Raw genomic sequence first — 14,735 nt, forward strand, 5'->3', positions numbered from 1 at the left:
GTTGCCGGTGTCAGCCGCCGCTACAAGCGCAGCGGCGGGAGCGAGGTGGTGGCGCTCGACTCGGCTGATTTCGAGGCCCGCGCGGGCGAACTCGTCCTGATCATGGGACCCTCCGGGTCCGGCAAGTCGACGCTTCTGTCGATCCTCGGCCTGCTTGATCCGCCCGATGGCGGTCAGGTCTTCCTGAATGGAGACGATGTCACAAGCGCGAGCGAGGACGCGCGGGCGAAGCTGCGGCGCACCCATCTGGGCTTCCTGTTCCAGGACGCCGGTCTGATCGATCGCAAACCGATCCTCGACAACACCGCCCTGCCCCTGATCTATCGCGGCGTGCCCCGCAAGGAGCGGGAGAACCGGGCGCAAGCGGCGCTCGAAGCCGTCGGGCTGGCCGACCGTATGCACCACGCGCCCGGCGAGTTGTCGGGCGGTGAGCGCCAGCGCGCCGGACTGGCCCGCGCCATCGTCTGCGATCCTGACATCCTGATCTGCGACGAACCGACCGCCGCGCTCGATGCGGCGACGGCGCAGGATGTGGCGCGCCGGATCAGCGAGATGAAGGAGCGCGGGGCCTCGGTCATCCTGGCGACACACGACCGGGATCTAATGCCGCTCGCCGACCGGATCTACGAAATGCGCCATGGCCGCATCACCGAGACGGGGGCGGCGCGATGAAGGCCGGCGACGTCTTCCGCGAAGCGATCTGGGGGCTGGCGAGCCGCCCCGCCCGGACGTCAGCGACCCTGATCGCGCTGGCGATTTCGGTCGCGACCGTGGCGCTGGTCGCCGGCGTCCTCAGCGGCTTCGAACGCCGGATCGAGCAGATGTCGTTCGGTGCCTATGGCCGCTCGCTGGTGATCCGGGAGAATTTCTTCGTCGAAGACCGGGTCGGGTCGCCGCGCCTGTCGGATATCGAACGGCTGCGCCAGTCTGTGCCGGGCGTGGAGAGCGCCGCCGCCTGGCGCATCCTCTATGGCGCGGAGGTCGATACGCCGGACGCGCACGGACAGACCGAGATCTACGGCGTCTATGGCGACTTCCGGCGCGAAGCGAGCGCGCCGCTGGCGGCGGGCCGTCATATCACCGGCGACGAGGCCAATACGTCACGGCGGATCTGTGTCCTGGGGGATTACGCCGCGCGGCGCTTCTTCCCGGACGAGGCGGCGGTAGGAAGGCCGATCCGGATCAATGGCGTGTCGTGCGAAGTGATCGGCGTGCTGGGCGAACCGCAGAACCGCATCGCTGAACGCTATGCCGGCGCAGTCCTGACCACGTTCGGCGCGGCGTCCCGCTATTTCACCTACACCACGGTCATGGCCCCGGACGAAGCGACACAGCTCACCTTGATCCTGAATGACGGGCGCTATCTGGAGCGGGCGCAGATGTGGGCGGACCGCACGCTGCGCCGGCGCTATGGCGTGCCTTTCTCGCAGGCCTCGCCCTTCATCTATGCCGACCCGACTGCTTCGGTCCGCAGCCTGCGCCAGCAGCGCGAACTGGTCGCGCGGCTGCTGTTCGTGATCGCCGGGGTGGGCCTGATTTCGGGTCTGATCGGCTACGGGTCCGCGGTCGCCGCGGCGGCGTCGGAACGCCGCCGGGAAGTCGCGCTGAGACGAACACTCGGCGCGTCGAAGTCCGACATCATCCTGCAATTCCTGACCGAGAACGCCGTGCTGGGCGTGCTCGGCGGCGCGCTTGGCGGGGTTCTGGCGCTGGCGATCGGCTTGGCCGCATCGCGCGCCTGGAGCTGGCCGATCAGCTTCGAACCATCCGTGTTCGGCGCCAGCGCGCTGATCGGCCTTGTCTGCGGTCTGGTGTTCGGCGCCTTGCCGGCGCGGCGCGCGGCCTCTGCCCCGCCCGCGGGCGCGGTCAGGACGTAAGCTCGACGTCCCAGTAGAGGAAATCGAGCCAGCTCTGGTGCAGGTATTTCGGCGGGAAGCGCCGCCCCTGCGCCTGCAGCTGATGCATGGTCGGGCGCATGGCGATGTGCTTGGCCACCATCCCGACCTCGGCCGGTGTACGATTGCCCTTCTTCAGATTGCAGGGCGCACAAGCCGCGACGATGTTCTCCCACGACGTCTCGCCGCCGCGCGAGCGCGGGATGACGTGGTCGAAGGTCAGGTTGTGGACGTCGTCGGCGCCGCAATAGACGCATCTGAAGCCGTCGCGCAGCCAGACATTATAGCGGGTGAAGGCCGGGAAGCGGTTCTGCGGCACGAATTCGCGCAGCGCCACGACCGAGGGGACCTGCATCGTCAGCGACGGGCTGTGGACGCATTCCTTGTAGCTGGAGACGACATCGACGCGGTCGAGGAAGACGTTCTTCACCGCCTCCTGCCACGGCCAGGTCGACAGCGGCCAGTAGGACAGCGGCTGATAGTCGGCGTTCAGAACCAGACAGGGCCAGCCCTGCGGTGCCTTATCGAGCACTTGCATCGCGGCCTCCGTTTCCGGCCGCACCGGTTCGACACCGGTCAGGTCTTGAGAGCGTACTGAAAACGCGCCTCCCGAGGGTTCGGGCCGGGCTGAAGATACGGCATCGCCATACCCGGCCGTCCGATCCATGACGGAAGATATAGTCCCGTTCGCATGACGCGCCTATGACAAGTGCTGTCAGACCCCAGATATTGCGGTCTGACCGTAGCGTCCGGACAACACCTTGCGCAGGAAGTGGGCGCCCAGCTCCATCCCGTCCGGGCCGATCCCGTGCGGAATGCCCGGCGAGATATGCCATTGCGCACCGTGTCCGGCCTCGACGAGACCCTCGCAGGCGTCGAACATGAAGCCGAGCGGCAGCACCTGGTCCTGATCGCCATGGATCAGCATCACCGGCGGTTTCGAGGCGATCTCGCCCTTCAGCCCCTCGCGCCCGGCGAGCGCGCCGGAGAAGCCGAGAATCCCGGCGAAGGGCTGGTCCTGCCGGAGACCGACATGCAGCGCCATCATCGTGCCTTGCGAGAAGCCGACGAGTGCAACGTCCGACGGACCGAGTCCGTAGCGCTTCATTTCGCCTTCGATGAAGGATTGCAGGACCGGGGCCGCCTTCTTCGTGCCGCGTTCGGTTTCGGACGGATCGAGCCGGGTCAGCGGGAACCACTGATAGCCGCCGGGCGCGCCGGGCACGGGTTCGGGGGCGTTGGGCGAGACGAATTGCGCGTCGGGCAATTCGCGCGCCCAGGGGCCGGCCAGACCGATCAGATCCTCGCCATTTGCGCCATAGCCGTGAAGGAAGATCACCAGCTTTTTCGGGCGGCCGCCGGAAGCGGGCGGCTGGCGGGGTCCGTCGATCAGCATCATGTCCATTCGTCTCCGGTGTCATGGGTCGGCGGACTATAATCACGCAACGCAGCACTTGAAGCCCCGGCCCGGTCGCGCGATGCAGTGGCATGGCTTTCGTCACGCGTTTCGCGCCCTCCCCGACCGGCTATCTGCATCTGGGTCACGCCTTCTCGGCGATGACGGCATGGCGCGCGGCACTGGAGGCGGGCGGGCGTTTTCTTCTCAGGATCGAGGATATCGACCGCACCCGCTGCAAGCCGGAGTTCGAGGCGGCGATCCTTGAAGACCTTGAATGGCTCGGCATCACCCACGACGGCGAGATCCGCCGGCAGAGCGACCATTTCCCGGACTACGCCGCGGCGCTCGACAAGCTGCGTGCGGACGGGCTCGTCTATCGCTGCTTCAAGACCCGCAAGGAGATCATGGAGGAGATAGAGCGCGCCCCGCACCATCCCGGCGAGGGCCCGGAGGGCGTGATCTATGCCGGACCGGACGAGCCTATCGACCCGGTGGAGGAGGAGGGCCGGCTCGCGGCCGGCGACCCCTATGCCTGGCGCCTGTCGCTCGGCGCGTGCCGCGAGCGGCTCGGCGCGGACTGGGACGGGTTGAGCTTCACCGAAACCGGCGAAGGCCCGAACGGCGAGACCGGCGAGATTCCGATCCGCCCGGACCTGCTCGGCGATGTGATCCTGGCGCGCAAGGATGTCGGGACGAGCTATCACATGGCCGTCGTGCACGATGACGCGCTGCAGGGCGTGACGCATGTGATCCGCGGGCAGGACCTCTATCACGCCACGCACCTGCACCGCCTGCTGATCCACCTCCTCGGCCTGCCGGTCCCGGTCTGGCGCCATCACGGCCTCATGACCGGGCCGGACGGCAAGCGCTACGCCAAGCGCGACAAGTCGGCGACGCTGAAGTCGATGCGCGAGCGCGGGATGACGCGAAAAGACGTGCTGACGCAGCTCGGTTTCCGGGATTAGGCTCCGCCCCATGGGGGATTCGACCGACCATCTGACACCGCGGCAGATCGCCATCGGCACGATCGTGCTGATCCTCGGCGCGATCGGCATCGGCATGGCCGCGCCGCTGGTGAAGCTGTCGGCGATGGAGCCGACGGCGGTGGCCTTCTGGCGCATGGCGCTCGCCATCCCCGCCGGACTGATCTGGGCCGGGATCGACCGCAATCCAAGACCGCAGGCGGCGCCGCCGGGCTGGCGGAAATATCTCTATCTCGCCCTGCCGGGCCTTCTTTTCGCCGGTGATCTCGCCTTCTGGCATTCCGGGATCAAGATCACGACGGTCGCGAACGCGACCTTCCTCGCCAATCTCCAGCCGGTCTTCGTGGTCTTGGCGAGCTGGCTGATCTTCCGCGACCGGCCGACCCGCGCCTTCCTGATTGCCGCGGCCGTGGCGGTGACCGGGGCGGGTCTCCTGTCAGCGGCGAACATCTCCATCGCGCCGGAACGGCTTCCAGGCGACGCGCTCTCGCTGATCACGGCGGTCTGGTATGCCGGCTATATCCTCGCCGTGCGGCGGGCACGGGCCTTCGCCTCGACCGGCATGGTCATCCTGTGGACCAGCCTCGCCTCCGCCCCGGTGCTGCTGATCGTCGCTTTCGGCATGGGCGAGAGCCTGATGCCGCCCTCGGGAATTGAATGGCTGATCCTGATCGGCCTAGCGCTCGGTGTGCAGATCGGCGGACAGGGCAGTGTCGCCTTCGGCCTCGGGCGCGTGCCGGCGCCGGTCGCCTCGATCATCATCCTCGTCCAGCCCGTCGTTTCGGCGATCGCCGGCTGGGTGATGTTCGGCGAGGCCCTGGTCGCAATCCAGTTCCTCGGCGCAGGGCTGGTGCTGACTGGAGTGTGGCTGGCGCAGCGGCGCGCGAAGCCTGCGGCAACTCCGCCCTTTGCGAAGCAGCGGCCGGAAGCGTAGAAGGCGGGGATGGCACCCGACACCGGACAGAGCCCGACCCCGGCACCGCGCGTTTCCGACGAAGCCGTCACAGATGACGGCTTCCTGCGCGACCTTTGGTATTTCGGCGCCGTCGCCAGCGAGCTGAAGCCCGGCCAGCATCTGCACCGCCAGATCCTGGGCGAGCCGGTCCTGTTCGGCCGCACGCATGACGGCGAGGCCTTCGCCATGCGGGATATCTGCCCGCACCGCGGCATCATCCTGTCGACCGGGCGGATGGTGAACAAGGACGGCGAGACGACCGTCGAATGTCCCTATCACGGCTGGCGCTTCCGCAAGGACGGCAGCTGCGCCGCCATCCCCTCGCTGACCGCCGACCAGGCCGAGGCGATGGAATTATCGAAGATCCGGGTGCGCTCCTATCCGGTGCACGAGGCACAGGGCCTGATCTGGATCTGGTTCGGGGCCGATCCCGAAGCGGCGCCGGACCTGGGCCCGCCCACCCTCGACCTGCCCGAGGGCGCGCGGGTGAAGATGGTCGAGCGCGAAGTGTTCAACTGCCATGTCGATCACGCCGTGATCGGCCTGATGGACCCGGCGCACATCCCCTTCATCCACCGGCAGTGGTGGTGGCGCACGGAGAAGTCCGTTCACGAGAAGGCGAAGAAGTTCGGCCCCGTGGAGCGCGGCTTCTCGATGCTGCCGCACCGGCCGTCCTCGAATTCCTTCGCCTACAAAATCCTCGGCGCGAAGCCGGAAACCGAGATCCGCTTCCAGCTGCCGGGCCTTCGCACCGAATATATCAAGGTCGGGAATTCCTTCTTCACCGGCTTCACGGCGGTGACGCCGACGACGGCGGATTCCACGACGATCACCATCGTCGTCTACTGGAAGCATCCGATCTTCGAGATCCTGCCGAACGCGATCCTGCGGAAGGCGATCACCACCTTTGTCCGCCAGGACCGCGACGCGGTGAACGCCCAGCAGAAGGGCCTCGCCTACGACCCGAAGCTGATGCTGATCCACGACGCCGACGTTCAGGCGAAATGGTATTACAAGCTGAAGCAGGCGTGGCGGAAACACCGCCAGACCGGCGACCCCTTCGTCAATCCGGTAAAGCCCGCCACGCTGCGCTGGCGCAGCTAGGCGCTTGCCGAACGGACCGGCCGGTCCAGATAGGTCGATATGCTTCTTTTCGTGAACATCATGATCGGCGTGGCGCTCCTCCTAGTGCTGGTCACGCTCATCGCCGGCCTCGTCAACATGACGCGGGGCGGCGACGGCTCGGCCGGTCGGTCGAACGTGCTGATGCGCTGGCGCGTCGGCCTGCAATTCGCCGCCATCGCACTGATGGTGCTCGGCTTCATCATCCGCGGCGCGATTTCGGGTTAAGCTTTTCAGCACTCAAACTGACGTTTCCCGGACGCCCGTCAGGGCGAGCCGGGATCCAGATTTGACCCCGGTCTTCGTTTTCCCCGCGAATGCGGGGACCCCGAAACCGGGGAGCGTCAGCGTTGTCGATTTCTGAATTCCCCGCAAAAGCGGGGACCTCGGCAGATCAGGGAGCAAAGGCGGAGCCGCCCGAATCTGCAATTTCACGGGCGCCTTTGCGCCCTGCCGGTTCGAGGTCCCGGATCGCGCTAGCGCGTCCGGGAATTCAAGACTGTTCTGATTGAACGCGGCGGATCACTCCGGCGCGTAGCCCAGCACCACCTCACCGACATGCGGGGCGACGCGGTCGAGCCGGCCGTCATTGACGCCCGCAACCGCGGCGCGGTCGGCTTCCGGCCACAGCACGGCCTGGACGAACCACATCGTGTTCGACCCGGCATGGCGCAGCACCGCACCTTCGTCCGTCACGCCCCAGCCCATGGCGTAGTTTCCGCCTTCGGGCGGGGTCAGCAGGATCTGCCAGCTTTCCGGCGACAGGAAGTCCGGGTCACCCTCGCCGCGCGCGCCGGCCATCACCGCATCGAGCCAGAGCGCGTAGTCGGGCATCGACATGTGGACGCGACCGGCCGGTCCCATGGCGGGCGGATTGTCGGCGCGGGCGCCCGGCGGCACGGCGTTCAGTCCGCCGAACAGTCCGGAACTGTGGCCGCGCGGCTGGTCGATCACGTCTGTCGATCCGGGCGGGCCGAAACCGGCATGCGCGATGCCGAGCGGGGTGAAGACCTCGCGCTGAAGCAGCGCCTCCCAGCTTTCGCCGGTCGCGGCCTCCAGCATCGTCCCGGCCACGGTGTAGCCCGCATTGGAGTAGAGAAACTCGCCCGGCGCCGCACCCGGGTCATGGTCCAGCACGGCCGCGGCATAGCGCAGCCGGTCGGCCATCACGTCGCGGCTGGCGTCGGTGCCCATCAGCTGCAGCGAAGTGAGCGGGCCGGGATTGGCGATGATGCCGGAGCGGTGATGCATCAGGTCGGCGAAGGTGGCGTCCGCGTAGTCGGGGCGGATCGTCTCGACCCGGTCGCCGAGCCACTCCGCGACCGTGTCGTCCCACTCGACGACGCCCTGTTCCACCAGGCGCGCGACCAGGACCGCCGTCATCGCCTTGGTGTTGGAGCCGAGATGCCAGAGATCGGTCAGTTCGATCGCGGCCTCCTCGCCGGCGGCGCGAACCCCGGCGACGGCAATCACCGGGTCGCCCTGATCCAGCAGCATCACGACAGCACCGGGCGCGCCGCGATCGACGAGGCGTTGCGCGTCGGCGGCGGGTTCGGCGGCCTGCAAGAGAAGGGCGGCGGCAAGGGCGATCATGGGCGGTCTCCGGTCTGCGGACTTGTCTCGTCACCCTGCCTGATCCAGTTTCGCGGTGTAAGCGGGAAGGAAGGCGTCCAGATCCCATGGTCCGGCTGACGAAAATCTACACGCGCACCGGCGATGGCGGGAAAACCCGGCTCGGCGACATGTCGGAAACCTCCAAGACCGACGCCCGCGTCGAGGCTTATGGCACGGTGGACGAGGCCAATTCCGCGATCGGCCTGGCGCGCGCCGCCCTGCCCGTCGGCAGCGCGATCGACGCCGTGCTGATGCGGGTGCAGAACGACTTGTTCGACGTCGGGGCCGACCTCTGCGTGCCCGACCGGGGGGAGAAGCTGGAGTGGGAGCCGCTGCGCGCAACGGCGGACCAGGTCAGTGCGCTCGAGGCCGATATCGACCGCTTCAACGCCAAGCTCGACCCGCTCGATTCCTTCATCCTGCCCGGCGGGACGGAAGCCGCCGCGCGGCTTCACGTGGCGCGCACGGTGATGCGCCGGGCCGAACGGCGCACCGTGGCGCTGGCCGAGGCGGGCGAACCGGTGAATGCCGAAGCGATCAAGTATCTCAACCGCGCCAGCGACCTGCTCTTCGTTCTCGCCCGCATCGCCAATGACGAGGGAAGGGCCGACGTGAAATGGGTGCCCGGCGGACAGCGCTGACGCGCCGCCGGTGTTGATTATTTCCCACAGGGCATAAGCGATTTTCGCCGCCGCTGGCTGACAGCGGCAAAACGCTCCTTATGTGTAAGTGCGAGACGGGCGGTGTCACCGCCCCCAGAGGAGGATTTGACCCGTGAAGCGTTTCGCCATTGCCCTTTCGGCCGCCGCGATGATCGCGCCGGCTGCCGCCGCCGCCCCCGTGTCGTACGATTTCGACCGCAGCCACACCGAGATCCGCGCGAGTTGGGATCATGCGGGCTATTCCCGCCAGTCGATGCAGTTCACCCAGTATGACGGCACGCTCGACCTCGACCTGGAAACCCCGTCCAACAGCGTCGTCGACATCACCTTCTCGCTGGTCGATGACGGCTTCTGGGTCGGCGCGCACCATGACCGCTTCATCGCGCACCTGAATTCCGCCGACCTGTTCAACACCGCCGAATTCCCGACCGCGCGCTTCGTGGCGACGGCGTTCGAGACCGAGGACGGCCAGACCGGCACGATGACCGGCGACCTCACCCTGCTCGGGGTCACCCATCCGGTGACGCTCGACGTGACGCTGAACAAGTCCGACGCGACTCAGGACGGACGCTCCAAGCTCGGCTTCACCGCCACCGCGACGCTGATGCGGTCTGAGTGGGGCCTCGGCTATGCCGTGCCCTTCGTCTCTGACGAAGTCCTTCTCGTGATCGAGACCGAACTGGTCGAGGAAGCCCCCGCGCAAGAAGACGCCGCGGAATAGGGTTATCCCCTCCAACGCATGACAAAGCCGGCTCCGCGAGGGGCCGGCTTTTTTGTTCCCTTACTGAATTCGTCATTCCCGCGCAGGCGGGAAGGGGGCGGTCTGCAGTCGTCTCACATCGTGGCGGCGGGGGGTGATGCCTCGAGCCTGACCGGCGGGACGAACCGGCCGGGCAAAAGAGCGGCCGGAACGTAGCCCCTGGCAGCGAAAGCGCAGGGGTGGTGATGATTCTTCCCTCCCCTCGAAGGGGAGGGACGCGAGCGGCCTTCACAAGAAGGACGGGAGCGGGGTGGGGTGAAGTATCACACCATTGTTTGACGTCTCCCGGACGGCATAGCCGGTCCGGGATCCATGTCTTATCGCCTCTGGACCCCGGTCTTCGCTGCGCGAAACCGGGGAGCGTCGGGATTTGCGATGTCCCCAATCTCAAAAAACTCACCCTTCCCCGGATTTATTCCGGGGCCTGTCCACGTTTCCGGGTTGCCCGCCAGTTGGACAGATCCCGGCCCGAAGACAGCCTCCCACTTTAAACTCGGAGCAGAACCCCTCATCCGGCCTTTCAGGCCACCTTCTCCCCTTCGAAAGGGGAGAAGGGTGGCAGAGACAGTCATTCCCGCGCCCGGTTCGCACCGAAGGCAGGCCCCGGAATAAATCCGGGGCAGAAGTATCGAATGGGTATGGGAGCCCACCTGCCAGTTGACCCTAGCGTCACGTTGACAGGGCAGGGTCCGGGGGGCAGTTTCCGCCCTCACCTTTCCTTGCCGGACCAGCCGCTCTAGATGGCTTGGCAGCGCCGGAACCGGAGACGCACGCGCATGAAAATCCTGGTGCCCGTCAAACGGGTCGTCGATTACAACGTGAAGGTCCGCGTGAAACCCGACCAGTCGGGCGTAGACCTCGCCAACGTCAAGATGAGCATGAACCCCTTCTGCGAGATCGCCGTGGAAGAGGCGATCCGCCTGAAAGAGGCGGGCAAGGCCGACGAGATCGTCGTCGTGTCGATCGGCCCGAGCCAAGCGCAGGAGACGATCCGCACCGCGCTGGCCATGGGTGCCGACCGCGGCATTCTCGTCACCGCCGAAGGCCGGGTCGAACCGCTCGCCGTGGCGAAAATCCTCGCCAAGATCGTCGAGGAAGAGAGCCCCGACCTCGTCGTGCTCGGCAAGCAGGCGATCGATGACGACGCCAACCAGACCGGCCAGATGCTGGGCGCGCTGCTCGACTGGCCGCAGGGCACTTTCGCCTCGAAGGTCGAACTGGACGGCGGCAATGTCACGGTGACCCGCGAGATCGATGGCGGCCTGCAGACGATCAAGCTCGACGGTCCGGCCATCGTGACCACCGATCTCCGCCTCAACGAGCCGCGCTATGCCTCGCTGCCGAACATCATGAAGGCCAAGCGCAAGCCGATCGACACCAAGACCCCCGAGGATTACGGCGTCGACATTTCGCCGCGCCTTGAAGTGGTGAAGGTGACCGAACCGCCGAAGCGCGAAGCGGGCATCAAGGTCGAGAGCGTCGCCCAGCTCGTCGACAAGCTGAAGAACGAAGCGGGAGTGCTCTGATCATGGCTGTTCTGGTTATCGCTGAACACGACAACAAGAGCCTCAACGACGCGACGCGCGCCGCCGTGACGGCCGCTTCGAAGATGGGCGGGGACATCCACGTCCTCGTCGCGGGCAAGGGCGCTTCGGGCGTCGCGGAAGCCGCGGGCAAGCTCGACGGTGTGGCCAAGGTGCTGCACGCCGATGCGGACCACCTCGAACACAAGATGGCCGAGGCGCTGGCCGCGCTCGTGCTGTCGCTCGCCGACGGCTATGACGCCATCCTCTCGCCAGCCACCACGACGGGCAAGAATTTCATGCCCCGCGTCGCCGCGAAGCTGGACGTGATGCAGATCTCCGACATCACTTCGGTGGAAAGCGCCGACACCTTCGTGCGCCCCATCTATGCGGGCAATGCGATGATGACGGTGAAGTCGACCGACGCGAAGAAGGTCATCACCGTGCGCGGCACGACGTTCGAGAAGGCCGGCGACGGCGGCTCGGCGTCGGTCGAGAGCGTCGATGCGCCTGCCGGTCCGTTCAAGTCGGCCTTCGTATCCGAAGAGCTGGCGAAGTCCGACCGCCCGGAACTGACGGCGGCGAAGATCGTCATCTCCGGTGGCCGCGGCATGGCTTCGGGCGACAATTTCCACCTGCTGGACAAGATTGCCGACAAGCTGAACGCCGCCGTCGGCGCCTCGCGCGCCGCGGTCGATGCCGGCTTCGTGCCCAACGACTATCAGGTCGGCCAGACCGGCAAGGTCGTCGCGCCGGAGCTCTACATCGCCGTCGGCATATCCGGCGCGATCCAGCACCTCGCCGGCATGAAGGACTCCAAGGTGATCGTCGCGATCAACAAGGACGAGGAAGCGCCGATCTTCTCGGTCGCCGATTACGGCCTCGTGGCGGATCTGTTCAAGGCGCTGCCGGAACTCGACGCGGAATTGGCCAAGGCCGGTTACTGATTGTCCTCACCGCCTGACAGGTAAAAGCCCCGGCGGAAACGCCGGGGCTTTTCGATTCACGCCGCGCGGGGCGCGATCCGGTCAAGCTCGGTTCCGATCTCGCGGCGGCGCTGCATCAGATCGAAGTCCGCCTGCAGGCCGAGGAAGATGCCTTCGGAAATGCCGAAATAGCGGGCGAGCCGAAGGTCGGTATCGGCACTCACCGCGCGCTTGCCGAGCACGATCTCGTTGATCCGGCGCGGCGGCACCCCGATGGCGCGGGCGAGCGCGTTCTGGCTGAGCCCCATCGGCTCAAGGAAGTCCTTGAGCAGGATTTCGCCCGGATGCGGGTTCGGCAAAAGATCGGCTTCAGCCATGATAGTCGACGATCTCGACATGATCCGCACCTCCATCACTCCAGACAAAAGTTATCCGCCACTGGCCGATGATCCGGATAGAATGCTGGCCACGCCGGTCGCCCTTCAGCGCCTCCAGACGGTTTCCCGGTGGAACACGCAAATCCTCCAGCCGCCTGGCCTGGTTGAGATAGCGAAGCTTCCTCAGGGCCACGGCCTGGATGTCCCGTGGCAGCTTGCGGCTCCGCCGGCCTGACCAGATGGTCTCGGTTTCGCGATCGGCGAAGCTCCGGATCATTCGGATTTTATAACGCGACGCGTTACATAACGCAAGGCGTTATGGCTTTACTCCATCGCAATCGCGGCGCGGATGAAGGCGTAGGCGTCCTCGCTGGCCCAGTGGGCGTCGCGGGGCATGCGGGCGATCTCCAAGCCGCGGCGATTGTAGAGGATCGTCATCGGCAGGCCGCGCGCCTGCGCTTCCGCGGCGATACCGAACGTGTTCTCGTGCAGCAGGGGCAGGTGTTCGATCCCGTTCTCGGCGTAGAATTCGCGGGGATCCTCGATCGAGCGGTCGAGGCTGATCGTGACGACCTGGAAATCCTCGCCGCCGAGATCGCCCTGGAGCTGGTCGAGTTCCGGCATCTCCACGATGCAGGGCCCGCACCAGGTCGCCCAGAGATTCACCAGGATGACCTGGCCCTCATAGTCGGCGAGCGTCACCGTATTGCCCTCGCCGTCGACGAAGGCGGTCGCGGGCCGCGGCGGCGGCGCTTCGAGGAATTCGAGCTGGCGCATTTCGCCGGTCGCATAGTCGGAAAAGGCACTATGCGACGGATTGTTCATGGCCGAGAAAACCACGTATAGGAACACGGCAATGCCGACGACCGGCAGGGCGATCAGCCCGGCCTTGAGCGGTGAAAACTTCATCGGGCGACTGCCCTCCCTCCCATCAGGAGCCGACCCATGACAGGCCGCGACGACTCCCGCGATTCAAAATCCCAACAGGCCAATGCCCTGTGGGGCGGGCGTTTCGAGGCCGGCCCGTCGGCGGTGATGGAGGCGATCAATGCCTCGATCGATACCGACAAGCGGCTTGCCGAGCAGGACATCGCCGGCTCGCTCGCCCATGCGGAGATGTTGTCCGACCGGGGCATCATTTCAAGCGAAGATGGCGCGGCGATACGGCGCGGCCTGGAACAGGTGCGCGACGAGGTCCGCTCCGGCGCGATGCAATGGTCGAAAGCGCTGGAAGACGTCCACATGAATGTGGAGTCGCGCCTGAAGGAGATTATCGGTGAGCCGGCAGGCCGGCTGCACACCGCGCGGTCGCGCAACGACCAGGTCGCGACCGATTTCCGGCTGTGGATGCGCGAGGCGTGCGAACGCGCCGATGCGGCGTTGGCCGCCTACCAGGCCGCGCTGGTGGACCAGGCCGAAAAGCACGCCGAGACGGTGATGCCCGGCTTCACGCATCTGCAGACCGCCCAACCGATCAGCCTCGGTCACCACTTGCTGTGCTGGGTCGAAGCGGCAGACCGCGACCGCGGCCGCTTCGCCGATGCGAGAAAGCGCCTCAATGAAAGCCCGCTCGGCGCGGCGGCGCTGGCCGGGACGGCCTTTCCGATCGACCGCGACCGCACCGCCAAAGCGCTCGGTTTCGACCGGCCGATGGGCAACAGCCTCGATGCGGTGTCGTCGCGCGACTTCGCGCTGGAAGTGCTGTCCGCAGCCGCGATTACCGCCACGCATTTGTCGCGTTTCGCCGAGGAGATCGTGTTCTGGACGTCGCGCCGCTTCGGCTTCGCGAAACTGTCCGACGCCTGGTCGACAGGCTCGTCCATCATGCCGCAAAAGCGCAATCCCGACGCCGCCGAACTGGTGCGCGCCAAGCCGGGCAGCATTATCGGTTCGCTCAACCAGCTCCTGATCGTGGTGAAAGGCCTGCCGCTCGCCTATTCCAAGGATCTGCAGGAGGACAAGGCGCCGGTCTTCCGCGCGCTCGACGACCTTGAACTGGCGCTGGCCGCGATGACCGGCATGGCCGGTGATCTGACCTTCAACACCGAGGCGATGGCCGGGGCGGCGGGGGAGGCCTATTCCGACGCCACTGATCTCGCCGACTATGTCGTGCGCGAACTCGGCAAGCCTTTCCGCAGCGCGCACCACATCGCCGGAACGGCGGTGAAGCTGGCCGAATCGAAGGGCGTGCCGCTGTCCGGCCTGACGCTCGAGGATTTCCGCAGCGTCGATCCCGACATTCGCGAAGACGTGTTTTCCGTCCTTTCGGCGCGCGCCTCCATGGAAAGCCGGACCAGCTATGGCGGAACCGCCCCGGTCCGGGTTAAGGAACAGGTGGCGCGCTGGCGCGCCCGCCTTCAAGGAGCGATGTCGTGAAGAAACGCCTGACCCTCGCCCTCATCGCGCTGTCGGCGCTGACCCTGTCGGCCTGCGGCCTGCGCGGCGATCTCGACCGTCCGCCCCCCGCCTGGTTCACCCTGGCGGGCGAGACGGCGGTCACGCTCTGACTCACCAAAGTG

18 protein-coding genes are annotated in these 14,735 nt (G+C 66.6%); 12 read left to right on the forward strand and 6 right to left on the reverse strand.

From position 1 onward, the window contains the following. The first annotated feature begins 48 nt into the window (after window positions 1-48). Window positions 49-672, forward strand: coding sequence for an ABC transporter ATP-binding protein (locus L5876_RS08055; protein WP_236955690.1), 624 nt, complete (start codon window positions 49-51; stop codon window positions 670-672). Beyond that, window positions 669-1,877, forward strand: coding sequence for an ABC transporter permease (locus L5876_RS08060; protein WP_236955691.1), 1,209 nt, complete (start codon window positions 669-671; stop codon window positions 1,875-1,877). The genes L5876_RS08055 and L5876_RS08060 overlap by 4 nt, the downstream gene beginning before the upstream one ends. Here L5876_RS08060 and L5876_RS08065 read toward each other — a convergent pair. Both L5876_RS08065 and L5876_RS08070 read right to left on the reverse strand, forming a co-directional pair. Then, window positions 1,867-2,433 (reverse strand): HNH endonuclease, encoded by a 567-nt coding sequence (locus L5876_RS08065; protein ID WP_236955692.1) that lies wholly within the window; start codon window positions 2,431-2,433, stop codon window positions 1,867-1,869. The two genes, L5876_RS08060 and L5876_RS08065, sit on opposite strands and share 11 nt — an antisense overlap. A 177-nt stretch (window positions 2,434-2,610) precedes the next feature. Beyond that, on the reverse strand, window positions 2,611-3,294 hold the full coding sequence (locus tag L5876_RS08070; RefSeq protein WP_236955693.1) for an alpha/beta hydrolase: 684 nt from the start codon (window positions 3,292-3,294) through the stop codon (window positions 2,611-2,613). An 89-nt stretch (window positions 3,295-3,383) separates the two neighbouring features. On the opposite strand from L5876_RS08070, the gene gluQRS reads away from it, so the two are divergent. From gluQRS to L5876_RS08090, 4 genes are read left to right on the forward strand one after another with little or no spacing between them, the layout of a single operon-like run. Beyond that, a complete protein-coding gene (gene gluQRS, locus L5876_RS08075) occupies window positions 3,384-4,259 on the forward strand; it encodes a tRNA glutamyl-Q(34) synthetase GluQRS (protein ID WP_236955694.1) in 876 nt (291 codons plus the stop codon). A 10-nt stretch (window positions 4,260-4,269) separates the two neighbouring features. Further along, on the forward strand, window positions 4,270-5,211 hold the full coding sequence (locus tag L5876_RS08080; protein ID WP_236955696.1) for a DMT family transporter: 942 nt from the start codon (window positions 4,270-4,272) through the stop codon (window positions 5,209-5,211). Window positions 5,212-5,220: 9 nt separating this feature from the next. Next, window positions 5,221-6,336, forward strand: coding sequence for an aromatic ring-hydroxylating dioxygenase subunit alpha (locus L5876_RS08085; RefSeq protein WP_236955697.1), 1,116 nt, complete (start codon window positions 5,221-5,223; stop codon window positions 6,334-6,336). A gap of 39 nt (window positions 6,337-6,375) precedes the next feature. Beyond that, window positions 6,376-6,582: a twin transmembrane helix small protein gene (locus L5876_RS08090; RefSeq protein WP_236955698.1), complete on the forward strand. Its 207-nt coding sequence runs from the start codon at window positions 6,376-6,378 to the stop codon at window positions 6,580-6,582. Between the two features lie 294 nt (window positions 6,583-6,876). Here L5876_RS08090 and L5876_RS08095 read toward each other — a convergent pair whose 3' ends face one another. Continuing rightward, window positions 6,877-7,947: a serine hydrolase gene (locus tag L5876_RS08095; RefSeq protein ID WP_236955699.1), complete on the reverse strand. Its 1,071-nt coding sequence runs from the start codon at window positions 7,945-7,947 to the stop codon at window positions 6,877-6,879. An 86-nt stretch (window positions 7,948-8,033) separates the two neighbouring features. On the opposite strand from L5876_RS08095, the gene L5876_RS08100 reads away from it, so the two are divergent. The 4 genes from L5876_RS08100 to L5876_RS08115 all read left to right on the forward strand — a co-directional run bounded on the left by L5876_RS08100 (window position 8,034) and on the right by L5876_RS08115 (window position 11,860). Further along, window positions 8,034-8,609: a cob(I)yrinic acid a,c-diamide adenosyltransferase gene (locus tag L5876_RS08100; RefSeq protein ID WP_236955700.1), complete on the forward strand. Its 576-nt coding sequence runs from the start codon at window positions 8,034-8,036 to the stop codon at window positions 8,607-8,609. A 133-nt stretch (window positions 8,610-8,742) separates the two neighbouring features. Next, on the forward strand, window positions 8,743-9,351 hold the full coding sequence (locus L5876_RS08105; protein ID WP_236955701.1) for a YceI family protein: 609 nt from the start codon (window positions 8,743-8,745) through the stop codon (window positions 9,349-9,351). Between the two features lie 815 nt (window positions 9,352-10,166). Beyond that, window positions 10,167-10,916, forward strand: coding sequence for an electron transfer flavoprotein subunit beta/FixA family protein (locus tag L5876_RS08110; protein ID WP_236955702.1), 750 nt, complete (start codon window positions 10,167-10,169; stop codon window positions 10,914-10,916). Window positions 10,917-10,918: 2 nt separating this feature from the next. Further along, window positions 10,919-11,860 (forward strand): electron transfer flavoprotein subunit alpha/FixB family protein, encoded by a 942-nt coding sequence (locus L5876_RS08115; protein WP_236955703.1) that lies wholly within the window; start codon window positions 10,919-10,921, stop codon window positions 11,858-11,860. A gap of 56 nt (window positions 11,861-11,916) precedes the next feature. On the opposite strand, the gene L5876_RS08120 is transcribed toward L5876_RS08115, so the two are convergent. Genes L5876_RS08120 through L5876_RS08130 form a run of 3 tightly spaced genes read right to left on the reverse strand, consistent with a single transcriptional unit; the run spans window position 11,917 to window position 13,125 of the window. Next, on the reverse strand, window positions 11,917-12,237 hold the full coding sequence (locus tag L5876_RS08120) for a HigA family addiction module antitoxin (protein WP_369281024.1): 321 nt from the start codon (window positions 12,235-12,237) through the stop codon (window positions 11,917-11,919). Next, window positions 12,209-12,493, reverse strand: a complete 285-nt coding sequence (locus L5876_RS08125; RefSeq protein WP_236955705.1) for a type II toxin-antitoxin system RelE/ParE family toxin — start codon at window positions 12,491-12,493, stop codon at window positions 12,209-12,211. Before L5876_RS08125 ends, L5876_RS08120 begins: the two co-directional genes overlap by 29 nt. A gap of 47 nt (window positions 12,494-12,540) precedes the next feature. Next, window positions 12,541-13,125 (reverse strand): TlpA disulfide reductase family protein, encoded by a 585-nt coding sequence (locus L5876_RS08130; protein WP_236955706.1) that lies wholly within the window; start codon window positions 13,123-13,125, stop codon window positions 12,541-12,543. Window positions 13,126-13,161: 36 nt separating this feature from the next. Between L5876_RS08130 and argH the strand changes: the two genes are divergently transcribed. Both argH and L5876_RS08140 read left to right on the forward strand, forming a co-directional pair. Further along, the gene (gene argH / locus L5876_RS08135; RefSeq protein ID WP_236955707.1) at window positions 13,162-14,592 is read left to right on the forward strand and encodes an argininosuccinate lyase; all 1,431 of its coding nucleotides are present in this window, start codon (window positions 13,162-13,164) and stop codon (window positions 14,590-14,592) included. Then, window positions 14,589-14,723, forward strand: coding sequence for a lipoprotein (locus L5876_RS08140; protein WP_236955708.1), 135 nt, complete (start codon window positions 14,589-14,591; stop codon window positions 14,721-14,723). Before argH ends, L5876_RS08140 begins: the two co-directional genes overlap by 4 nt. Window positions 14,724-14,735 lie beyond the last annotated feature (12 nt).

The sequence above is a fragment of the Hyphobacterium sp. SN044 genome (assembly GCF_021864465.1).
GTDB lineage: Bacteria > Pseudomonadota > Alphaproteobacteria > Caulobacterales > Maricaulaceae > Hyphobacterium.

Excerpts from the sequence above, each read along its gene's own strand:
- L5876_RS08060 (WP_236955691.1), top strand. The coding sequence starts at position 669 with ATGAAGGCCGGCGACGTCTTCCGCGAAGCGATCTGGGGGCTGGCGAGC.
- L5876_RS08065 (WP_236955692.1), bottom strand. The coding sequence starts at position 2,433 with ATGCAAGTGCTCGATAAGGCACCGCAGGGCTGGCCCTGTCTGGTTCTG.
- L5876_RS08070 (WP_236955693.1), bottom strand. The coding sequence starts at position 3,294 with ATGATGCTGATCGACGGACCCCGCCAGCCGCCCGCTTCCGGCGGCCGC.
- gluQRS (WP_236955694.1), top strand. The coding sequence starts at position 3,384 with ATGGCTTTCGTCACGCGTTTCGCGCCCTCCCCGACCGGCTATCTGCAT.
- L5876_RS08080 (WP_236955696.1), top strand. The coding sequence starts at position 4,270 with ATGGGGGATTCGACCGACCATCTGACACCGCGGCAGATCGCCATCGGC.
- L5876_RS08085 (WP_236955697.1), top strand. The coding sequence starts at position 5,221 with ATGGCACCCGACACCGGACAGAGCCCGACCCCGGCACCGCGCGTTTCC.
- L5876_RS08090 (WP_236955698.1), top strand. The coding sequence starts at position 6,376 with ATGCTTCTTTTCGTGAACATCATGATCGGCGTGGCGCTCCTCCTAGTG.
- L5876_RS08095 (WP_236955699.1), bottom strand. The coding sequence starts at position 7,947 with ATGATCGCCCTTGCCGCCGCCCTTCTCTTGCAGGCCGCCGAACCCGCC.
- L5876_RS08100 (WP_236955700.1), top strand. The coding sequence starts at position 8,034 with ATGGTCCGGCTGACGAAAATCTACACGCGCACCGGCGATGGCGGGAAA.
- L5876_RS08110 (WP_236955702.1), top strand. The coding sequence starts at position 10,167 with ATGAAAATCCTGGTGCCCGTCAAACGGGTCGTCGATTACAACGTGAAG.
- L5876_RS08115 (WP_236955703.1), top strand. The coding sequence starts at position 10,919 with ATGGCTGTTCTGGTTATCGCTGAACACGACAACAAGAGCCTCAACGAC.
- L5876_RS08120 (WP_369281024.1), bottom strand. The coding sequence starts at position 12,237 with ATGTCGAGATCGTCGACTATCATGGCTGAAGCCGATCTTTTGCCGAAC.
- L5876_RS08125 (WP_236955705.1), bottom strand. The coding sequence starts at position 12,493 with ATGATCCGGAGCTTCGCCGATCGCGAAACCGAGACCATCTGGTCAGGC.
- L5876_RS08130 (WP_236955706.1), bottom strand. The coding sequence starts at position 13,125 with ATGAAGTTTTCACCGCTCAAGGCCGGGCTGATCGCCCTGCCGGTCGTC.
- argH (WP_236955707.1), top strand. The coding sequence starts at position 13,162 with ATGACAGGCCGCGACGACTCCCGCGATTCAAAATCCCAACAGGCCAAT.